The sequence below is a fragment of the Cupriavidus sp. SHE genome (assembly GCF_000812445.1).
GTDB lineage: Bacteria > Pseudomonadota > Gammaproteobacteria > Burkholderiales > Burkholderiaceae > Cupriavidus > Cupriavidus metallidurans.
Window position 1 is genome coordinate 286,385 of the sequence record NZ_JWMB01000021.1, and the last position, 9,759, is coordinate 296,143.

Sequence of the window (9,759 nt, forward strand, 5' to 3'; positions counted from 1 at the left end):
AGCCCCGCCAGCGGCATCGCAGGATTCGGGATCAGATCTGCGGGTTGATCTTCTGCACAGCCTTGTCGTGCAGCTTGTTCAGCGCGGCCAGGTAGGCCTTGGCCGATGCGGCGACGATATCCGGGTCGGTACCCACGCCATTGACGATACGGCCCGCCTTCGACAGACGTACCGTGACTTCACCCTGGGCCTGCGTGCCGGCGGTGATCGCGTTCACCGAGTACAGCACCAGTTCGGCACCGCTGTTGACCTTGCCTTCGATCGCGTGCAGCGTGGCGTCCACCGGACCATTACCTTCGGCTTCGCCGGTCTGCTCGCTGCCATCGATGTTGAACACCACGCGGGCATGGGGGCGCTCACCCGTTTCCGAACGCTGCGACAGCGAGATGAAGCGATAGTGCTCATTGGCGTGCTCTTGCTCTTCATCGGAGACGATCGCCATGATGTCTTCGTCGAAGATCTCGGCCTTCTGGTCGGCGAGCTCCTTGAAGCGAGCAAATGCCGCATTGATCTCCGCTTCGCTTTCGAGTTGGACGCCAAGCTCCTGCAGACGCTGCTTGAACGCATTGCGGCCCGAGAGCTTGCCAAGCACGATCTTGTTGGCCGTCCAGCCGACATCCTCGGCGCGCATGATCTCGTAGGTATCGCGCGCCTTGAGCACGCCATCCTGGTGAATGCCGGATGCATGGGCAAACGCGTTAGCGCCCACCACGGCCTTGTTCGGCTGCACGACGAAGCCGGTAATCTGCGACACAAGCTTCGAGGCCGGCACGATCTGGGTCGTGTCGATGCCCACATCCATGTCGAAATAGTCACGGCGCGTCTTCACGGCCATCACCACTTCTTCCAGGCTGGTATTACCCGCGCGTTCGCCAAGGCCGTTGATCGTGCACTCGATCTGGCGCGCGCCGCCGAGCTTCACGGCAGCCAGGGAGTTCGCCACGGCCATGCCGAGGTCATTGTGGCAATGCACCGACCATACGGCCTTGTCCGAGTTCGGAATGCGCTCGCGCACCGAGCGGATCAGCTCGGCATAGCCTTCCGGCACGGCATAGCCCACGGTGTCGGGCAGGTTGATCGTGGTGGCGCCCTCGGCGATCACGCCTTCGAGCACGCGGCACAGGAAGTCCATGTCCGAGCGGCTGCCATCTTCCGGCGAGAACTCGATGTCGTCCGTGAACTGGCGCGCGAAGCGCACGGCCAGACGTGCCTGCTCATAGACCTGGTCCGGCGTCATGCGCAGCTTCTTTTCCATGTGCAGCGCCGAGGTGGCGATGAACGTGTGGATACGGAACGAGTTTGCCGGCTTGAGCGCCTCGGCGGCACGAGCGATGTCCTTGTCGTTGGCACGGGCCAGCGAGCAGATCGTCGAATCCTTGACCACCTGGGCGATCGAGCGGATAGCCTCGAAGTCACCATTGGAGCTTGCCGCAAAACCGGCCTCGATCACGTCGACCTTCAGGCGTTCAAGCTGACGCGCAATGCGAATCTTCTCTTCGCGGGTCATGGACGCGCCGGGCGACTGTTCGCCGTCACGCAAGGTGGTGTCGAAAATGATGAGTTTGTCAGACATTTTGTGGAGCTCCTGGGCTGTACCCTGTTGTGCCGTGCTGTCCCGATCTCAATCTTGCTGCCGGACAATCGCGTCAGAATGCAAAACGCCCCGGCGTGCAACGATGCAGGCCGGGGCGTTCGAAAGAATCCTGGTGATTCCGCGTTAAGGCGATTGGTGACCCTTAGCGCGCGCGCAACCCGACCTGATGGCCTAGTAGGCCACCTAGAATGGTGCGAGCGATTAGGGTCTGGCGCGAAATCATGTCGGCGACTATATCCGGTTTGGCGCGTGTGTGCAACCGCATCATTCCCGATATCTGCCAGCGACTCACTTCGGCGGAATCCGCAGTTTCTGGCCCGGGTAGATCTTGTCCGGGTTCGACAACATCGGCTTGTTGGCCTCGAAGATCTTGTTGTATTCGGCGCCGTTGCCATAGGCGGCCTGGGAGATCGCCCAGAGCGTGTCGCCCTTCACGACGGTGTGCCATTGTGACTCATCCGATTCGACGTTGACAGACATCTTGTCCTCGACAGAATCCACGCCTTCCACGTTGCCGCAGCACAGAATGATCTTCTCGCGCGTTGCCTGGTCAGCCGCCACGCCAAAGACCGCGACCTTGCCCTGCGAGCCGTCAACCGTGACTGTCAGCCCCGTCGCGGTCAGTCCCATCTGCGCGATATAAGCCTCGATGGCATCGCCAGCCGCGCGGTTGGCGGCATCGACCTTGTCCGTCGACGGATCGGCCACAGCCGCATCCTGGGCCGCCTTGGCCTCTCCCTTGCCGAACAGCTTCTCTCCCGCTTCCTTGATGAAGTCAAACATGCCCATGATGTGCTCCTGAGGGTGGGTGAAACGTACAACGCACAGACTACAGAAAAGCAAAGGCGCCCGAAAGCGCCTTTGTTCCTACGTTGGATCAGTTGCCGCCTGATCCGTTGCCCGGCGCGCGCGACTTGTCGACGCCGCCACGCTGACCGTGCAGCGTTCGCCATGCCCAAAGCAGGTAACCTGAAATCGCATAGGCGACGAACAGGCCAAACAGTGCCACAGGTGGATCGGAAGATACGACCACGAACAGCACGAGTACCAGCACCATCATGCCGAACGGCACGCGATAGCGCACATCCAGTGCCTTACCACTGTAGAACGGCGCATTGGACACCATCGACAAGCCGGCATAGAGCGTGATACCGAATGCGACCCACGGCATCCAGAGCTCCTTGACGGGCAGTTTGTTGTCGATCGCCAGCCAGACAAAGCCCGCCACCAACGCCGCGGCAGCCGGGCTTGGCAGCCCCTGGAAGAAGCGCTTGTCGACCACGCCAATATTGGCATTGAAGCGCGCCAGTCGTAGCGCCGCGCAGGTGCAGTAGACAAAGGCGGCAATCCAGCCCCACTTGCCCAGGTCATGCAGGATCCACTCATACATGACCAGAGCCGGCGCCACGCCGAACGACGTCATGTCCGACAGCGAATCGTACTGTTCGCCAAACGCGCTCTGTGTGTTCGTGATGCGGGCCACGCGGCCATCCATGCCATCGAGCACCATCGCCGCAAAAATTGCGATGGCCGCCACGTCGAAGCGCATGTTCATCGCCTGCACGATCGCAAAGAAGCCTGCGAACAATGCAGCGGTGGTAAAGGCGTTGGGCAGCAGATAAATGCCACGACGGCGCGGACGCACGTACTCCAGATCGTGCTCGTCCGGGTCATACGCATTGTCGTTGCGCAATTGGTTACGGCGAAACGGACGCAGGTGCGTCACGTTACCGTTGTTGACGCGCTTGTTGCGTCGATTGAAGGCACCCATTCAGTGTCCCCTGTAGCAGGCGCGCTTACGCCCGCACATCCAGATCAGCCAGCACGGTCGCCGACGCCGAAACTTTCTCGCCAATCGTCACGCGCGGACGGGCATCCGTGGGCAGGTACACATCCACCCGCGAACCGAAACGGATAAAGCCGTAGCGCTGACCACGCGACAGCATGTCGCCCACATTGATGTAGCACAGGATACGGCGCGCCACCAGGCCAGCCACCTGCACCAGCGTCACCACCTGGCCATCCGACGCACGGCGGATCACGACGGCATTGCGCTCGTTCTCCATCGATGCCTTGTCGAGATCGGCATTGACGAACTTGCCGGGAAAGTACTCGAGCTTCTCCACCTTGCCATCGAGCGACGAGCGGTTCGAGTGCACGTTGAACACATTCATGAACACGCTGATCTTCAGTGCCTCGCGGCCCGCGTACGGGTCCTGCGTTTTCTCAACCACGACAATGCGGCCATCAGCAGGCGCCAGGATTGCGTTTGGCGCAGACGGAATCGGCCGAGGCGGATCGCGAAAGAACTGAAGCACGAACAGCGTGACGATCCACAGCGGCAGAGCGCCCCAGAAGCCCGCGCTGATATGCACCAGCAGCGAGACAATGAATGCGCCGGCCAGGAATGGCCAGCCTTCACGGGCGATCAGCGGATGAGGATAATTCATGCAGAAGATGTTCGGTGATTTCCGCGGGCAGGAAGCGCCGCGAAGGAAAGATAAGAAAAAAGATCAGGCCTGGGCCTGAAAAGCCCGACAAGGATAGCAAAAAGCCGCCCGGCCCCCGCCAGAATGTCTCCTGCAACACAGGATCTGGCGGAAAGCCCGGCGGCTTCCAGGGTGCGCAGGACGCCACGGCGCCCTGCTTCGCCCGGTAGTGCTTAGTTCTTCGACTGGTCAACCAGCTTGTTCTTGGCGATCCACGGCATCATCGCGCGCAGCTTGCCGCCCACTTCCTCGATCTGGTGCTCGGCGGTCAGGCGACGGCGCGAGATCAGCGTCGGGGCGCCAGCCTTGTTCTCGAGCAGGAAGCTCTTGGCGTATTCGCCGGTCTGGATGTCCTTCAGGCACTGCTTCATGGCCTTCTTGGTCTCTTCGGTCACCACGCGCGGGCCGGTGACGTACTCACCATACTCGGCGTTGTTCGAGATCGAGTAGTTCATGTTGGCGATGCCGCCTTCGTAGATCAGGTCGACGATCAGCTTCAGCTCGTGCAGGCACTCGAAGTAGGCCATTTCCGGAGCGTAGCCGGCTTCCACCAGCGTTTCGAAGCCAGCCTTGATCAGCTCGACGGTACCGCCGCACAGCACGGCTTGCTCGCCGAACAGGTCGGTTTCGGTTTCTTCGCGGAAGTTGGTCTCGATGATGCCGGCGCGGCCGCCGCCGTTGGCGGTAGCGTACGACAGAGCGATGTCACGGGCAGCGCCGGACTTGTTCTGATGCACGGCGATCAGGTGCGGCACGCCGCCACCTTGGGCGTACGTCGAACGCACGGTGTGGCCCGGGGCCTTCGGGGCGATCATGATCACGTCCAGGTCGGCACGCGGGATCACGGCGCCGTAGTGCACGTTGAAGCCGTGGGCGAAGGCCAGCGCGGCGCCTTCCTTGATGTTGGCATGCACTTCGTTCTTGTACACGTCGGCGATCTGCTCGTCCGGCAGCAGGATCATGACCACGTCGGCGCCCTTCACTGCCTCGGCCACTTCCTTGACCTGCAGGCCGGCGTTCACGGCCTTGTTCCACGACGCGCCGCTCTTGCGCAGACCAACGGTCACGTTCACGCCCGAATCCTTCAGGTTCAGCGCGTGGGCGTGGCCTTGCGAGCCGTAGCCGATGATGGTGACATTCTTGCCCTTGATGAGGGAGAGGTCGGCGTCCTTGTCGTAAAACACTTTCATGATGGTTCCTTCAATTTCTCAAAATCTGCTTATTGGGTGGCGGCGAAGCGCGCGTTTGCCAATTCTGGACTGAGCGCGCTGCGCTGCTTCGGGATACTGCGTGTCGGCTTTTGGCCGATAGCTGCCGGGGGCGCCGGTCAGACCTTCAGGATGCGCTCGCCGCGGCCGATTCCCGAACCGCCGGTACGGACGGTTTCCAGGATCGCGGTGCGGTCGATGGCATCGAGGAACGCATCCAGCTTGCCGCCGTTGCCGGTCAGCTCGATGGTGTACGTCTTTTCGGTCACGTCGATGATGCGGCCACGGAAAATGTCGGCGGTGCGCTTCATTTCCTCGCGCTCCTTGCCTACGGCACGCACCTTCACGAGCATCAGCTCGCGCTCGATGTGCGCGCCTTCGGTCAGGTCCACCACTTTGACCACTTCCACCAGACGGTTCAGGTGCTTGGTGATCTGCTCGATCACGTCGTCCGAACCGGTGGTGACGATGGTCATCCGCGACAGCGACGCGTCTTCGGTGGGTGCCACCGTCAGCGTCTCGATGTTGTATCCACGTGCCGAAAACAGGCCCACCACGCGCGACAGCGCGCCGGGTTCATTCTCCAGCAGGACCGAGATGATGTGTCGCATTACAGGTCCTCCGCGCCAAGCAGCATTTCGGAGATACCCTTGCCAGCCTGAACCATCGGCCACACGTTTTCAGTGGGGTCGGTCTGGAAGTCCAGGAACACGGTACGGTCCTTGAGTCGGAAAGCCTCGCGCAACGCGGGTTCCACATCGGAGCTCTTCTCGATGCGCATCCCCACGTGGCCATAGGCTTCGGCGAGTTTGACGAAGTCGGGCAATGCCTGCATGTAGGAATGCGAGTAACGATTGTCGTACTCGATTTCCTGCCACTGGCGCACCATGCCCAGATATCCGTTGTTCAGCGAGCAGATCTTGACCGGGGTGTCGTACTGCAGGCAGGTCGACAGTTCCTGGATACACATCTGGATCGAGCCTTCACCAGTGATGGTGACGACTTCCTTGTCCGGGAATGCCTTCTTGATGCCCATTGCGTACGGCAGGCCCACGCCCATCGTGCCGAGGCCACCGGAATTGATCCAGCGACGCGGCTCGTTGAACTTGTAGAACTGCGCGGCCCACATCTGGTGCTGGCCCACGTCGGAGCAGATGAATGCGTCGCCGTGCGTCAGTTCCCAGATCTTCTCCACCACGTACTGCGGCTTGATGATCTCGGAACTGCGGTCGTACTTGAGGCAGTCCACCGAGCGCCACTTCTCGATCTGTTCCCACCACTTGGCCAGGGCCTCGCGCTTGGGCTTGATATCGCTCGTCTTGATCTGGGAGATCAGTTCCTGCAGCACGTCCTTGACGTTCCCAACGATGGGAATGTCCACCTTGACGCGCTTCGAGATCGACGACGGGTCGATGTCGATGTGGATGATCTTGCGGGCCTGCGCGGTGAAATGCGACGGGTTGCCGATCACGCGGTCATCGAATCGGGCGCCGATGGCGATCAGCACGTCGCAGTTCTGCATGGCCATGTTGGCCTCGTACGTGCCGTGCATGCCGAGCATGCCAACGAACTGCTTGCTCGTGCCGGGGAACGCGCCCAGGCCCATCAGCGTATTGGTGACCGGATGACCGGTGAGCGCGGCCAGTTCGCGCAGCTCTTCGCTTGCGTTGGCCAGCACCACGCCACCGCCCGAATAGATGTACGGGCGCTCGGCCGATTGCAGCAACGCCACGGCCTTGCGGATCTGACCCGAATGGCCCTTGTTCACCGGGCTGTACGAGCGCATGTCGATCGACTTCGGATACTCGTACTTGCAGCTGTTGCGCGACACGTCCTTCGGGATATCGACCACCACAGGGCCGGGACGGCCGGTGGCGGCAATGAAGAACGCCTTCTTGATCGTCGCGGCCAGGTCACGCACGTCCTTCACGAGGAAGTTGTGCTTGACGATCGGGCGCGTGATGCCAACGGTGTCGCATTCCTGGAACGCATCCTGACCGATCGCGTGAGTCGGCACGTTGCCGGTGATCACCACCATCGGAATCGAATCCAGATAGGCGGTGGCGATGCCGGTCACGGCATTGGTCACGCCCGGACCCGAGGTCACCAGCGCAACGCCCACCTTGCCGGTCGCACGGGCGTACCCGTCAGCGGCATGGACGGCGGCCTGCTCGTGGCGCACCAGGATATGTTCGAATTTGGTTTGCTTGTGGAGCTCGTCGTAGATATAGAGCACTGCGCCGCCGGGATAACCCCAGACGTATTCGACGCCTTCTTCGGCAAGTGCGTTGACGAGGATTTCCGCTCCGATCATTTCGCGAGCGGAGGATGAATTGCTATCGGCGTGGGAAAATTCCGCGCTAGGCATGTTCATTTCAGTCCTTTGCAATTTTCGGCAAAAAATTGTTTGGATGCTCTCTGCCGGGCTTTTGGCTCGGGTTCAAGCGGTGCGCGTCTGCATGAGAAGACCGCCTCATAAGCGGTCCGATGAGACAACCACTGATGTCGTGAACCGTCGATGATACTGCAATGCACCACGGCGGTCTATGGGCAATTCACATCAAATTGCAGGAACCATGCGGCGGCGGCACAACGGCCGGTGACTGGTTGATTGCGATGATGTCTGCACTTGCATACAGCAGTGGCAGAGTCCATGTGTTTTTTGCTAGCATCGCAGACATTTTAGAAGTGTCGCAGGACTTAGGCGGCACATTCGGCCCGGCCCCCGCGCCCAACTGCTGTATTTGCCTGCATGGCCACCGATCAGGAACTCTCCGACTTTCTCGCCAGCGTGGAACGACGCGCCTTCAAGCAGGCCGTGTTCGCCGTGCGGGACGACGAAGCCGCGCTGGACATCGTGCAGGACGCCATGATCAAGCTGGCGGAGAAATACGGCGACAAATCTGCCGCAGAACTCCCGCCGCTGTTCCAGCGCATCCTCCAGAACACCATCCACGACTGGTTCCGCCGCCAGAAGGTGCGCAACACCTGGGTGACGCTTTTTTCGAACTTGCGCGACGAGCGCGATGGCGACGATAGCGACCTGCTCGACACATTGGAGGCCCAAGCCGGCACCGAGATGGCAGAAAGCAGCGCCGACAAGGTCGAACGCGCGCAGGTCATGCATATCATCGAGCAGGAAATCCAGCGTCTGCCTACGCGTCAACGCGAGGCTTTCCTGATGCGTTACTGGGAGGATATGGATGTAGCCGAAACAGCAGCCGTGATGGGCTGCTCCGAGGGCAGCGTCAAGACGCACTGTTCCCGTGCAACGCATACTCTGGCGCAAGCCTTGCGCGCGCGGGGGGTCCGACTATGAGCAGAAACGAACGAGATATCCAGGAACGGCGCTTCGCCCATGAGATTCGCCTGGCACTTGATGCCTCGGCGGATGCACTGCCGCCGGACGTTGCCGAACGGCTCGCCGCCGCGCGGCGCATGGCGCTTGCCGCGAAGAAAGCCGAAGTGCGGGTACATGTGCCGCAGCTTGCCCTGCCGGGCGGCCATCACGGCTACGCCTTCGAGGAAGAAGACGACACGCCGCTGCACCGTGCCGGTGCATGGCTGCGCAAGCTCGCGCTCGTCTGGACGCTGGTGGCGCTCGGCGCCGGACTCATCGGCATCTACCACTGGCAGCAGCAGAAACGCGTCGAGGAACTCGCCGACGTGGATACCGCGATGCTGCTCGACGACCTGCCTCCGACGGCATACGCGGACCAGGGCTTCCACGTGTACCTGAAGCGCGGGCAATAAAACATGGCCCGCGCAAGACACCTCGCCGACGCCTTCCACCGCCGGGTTGCCAGACTATGGGCTGCCGGCCCCGCCGTCGCTGCACTTGTCGCTGCGCTCTGCGGCGGCTTTGCCACATCGGCGGTGCAAGCGCAGAACCCTGCCGCCAGCCAGCCGGCCGCGCCGCATCCGATCACCAATGCGCACCCGACCTGGCTCGAGCTGTCGCCCGCGCACCAGCAGGCGCTCGCTCCACTCCAGCCGATCTGGGAAACACTGCCGGAACTGAATCGGCACAAGTGGGAACGCATTGCCGAACACTATCCGAAGCTCAAGCCCGAGGAACAGAAACGCCTGCAGGAGCGGATGGCCGAATGGGTCAAGCTGACCCCGCAGCAACGCCGCCTGGCTCGCGAAAATTACCAGATCACGCGCACGCTGCCGCCTGAGAAGAAGGCAGAGGCGTGGGATCGGTACCAGCAGCTTCCGGAAGAACAGAAAAAGAAGCTGGCCGCAGCCGAGAAGGTGCCGCGCCGGCCCGGGACCGTGAGCGCGCTGCCATCGGGCAAGCGCCCGCCGGCCGATACCAGCCGACAGCTCCGCCCTGAGAAAAAGGCCGCCAGCGGCGCGGCAGCCGTAGCCGGCCCGGCATCCGCGGCCCAGGCGACCCCGGCACCGTCGTCGGCATCGGCTGCGGCGGGCGCCCCCGCCTCCCCCCCCACCCCCCCCCCCCCCC

At 61.9% G+C, this 9,759-nt stretch carries 10 protein-coding genes; 3 read left to right on the forward strand and 7 right to left on the reverse strand.

Annotated elements, in window-relative coordinates; all coding sequences use genetic code 11:
* Positions 1 to 31: 31 nt before the first annotated feature.
* From RN01_RS12365 to RN01_RS12395, 7 genes are all read right to left on the reverse strand, one after another.
* Positions 32 to 1,573, reverse strand: coding sequence for a 2-isopropylmalate synthase (locus RN01_RS12365; RefSeq protein WP_017513368.1), 1,542 nt, complete (start codon positions 1,571 to 1,573; stop codon positions 32 to 34).
* Between the two features lie 309 nt (positions 1,574 to 1,882).
* Entirely contained in the window at positions 1,883 to 2,383 is a 501-nt protein-coding gene (lysM, locus tag RN01_RS12370; protein WP_017513370.1) for a peptidoglycan-binding protein LysM, read from the reverse strand.
* Between the two features lie 88 nt (positions 2,384 to 2,471).
* On the reverse strand, positions 2,472 to 3,365 hold the full coding sequence (pssA, locus tag RN01_RS12375; protein WP_008643331.1) for a CDP-diacylglycerol--serine O-phosphatidyltransferase: 894 nt from the start codon (positions 3,363 to 3,365) through the stop codon (positions 2,472 to 2,474).
* Between the two features lie 25 nt (positions 3,366 to 3,390).
* Positions 3,391 to 4,044, reverse strand: coding sequence for a phosphatidylserine decarboxylase (locus RN01_RS12380; protein ID WP_017513371.1), 654 nt, complete (start codon positions 4,042 to 4,044; stop codon positions 3,391 to 3,393).
* Positions 4,045 to 4,256: 212 nt separating this feature from the next.
* On the reverse strand, positions 4,257 to 5,273 hold the full coding sequence (ilvC, locus tag RN01_RS12385) for a ketol-acid reductoisomerase (protein WP_011515738.1): 1,017 nt from the start codon (positions 5,271 to 5,273) through the stop codon (positions 4,257 to 4,259).
* Between the two features lie 137 nt (positions 5,274 to 5,410).
* The gene (ilvN, locus tag RN01_RS12390; RefSeq protein ID WP_008643328.1) at positions 5,411 to 5,902 is read right to left on the reverse strand and encodes an acetolactate synthase small subunit; all 492 of its coding nucleotides are present in this window, start codon (positions 5,900 to 5,902) and stop codon (positions 5,411 to 5,413) included.
* Positions 5,902 to 7,665: an acetolactate synthase 3 catalytic subunit gene (locus tag RN01_RS12395; protein ID WP_008643327.1), complete on the reverse strand. Its 1,764-nt coding sequence runs from the start codon at positions 7,663 to 7,665 to the stop codon at positions 5,902 to 5,904. The genes ilvN and RN01_RS12395 overlap by 1 nt, the downstream gene beginning before the upstream one ends.
* A 378-nt stretch (positions 7,666 to 8,043) precedes the next feature.
* Between RN01_RS12395 and RN01_RS12400 the strand changes: the two genes are divergently transcribed.
* The 3 genes from RN01_RS12400 to RN01_RS12410 form a co-directional block, all read left to right on the forward strand.
* A complete protein-coding gene (locus tag RN01_RS12400) occupies positions 8,044 to 8,610 on the forward strand; it encodes an RNA polymerase sigma factor (RefSeq protein ID WP_008643326.1) in 567 nt (188 codons plus the stop codon).
* A complete protein-coding gene (locus RN01_RS12405; protein ID WP_017515183.1) occupies positions 8,607 to 9,044 on the forward strand; it encodes a DUF3619 family protein in 438 nt (145 codons plus the stop codon). Before RN01_RS12400 ends, RN01_RS12405 begins: the two co-directional genes overlap by 4 nt.
* Positions 9,045 to 9,047: 3 nt before the next feature.
* Positions 9,048 to 9,759 (forward strand): DUF3106 domain-containing protein (locus tag RN01_RS12410; protein WP_039016673.1); only part of this gene is annotated, 712 nt, incomplete at its 3' end.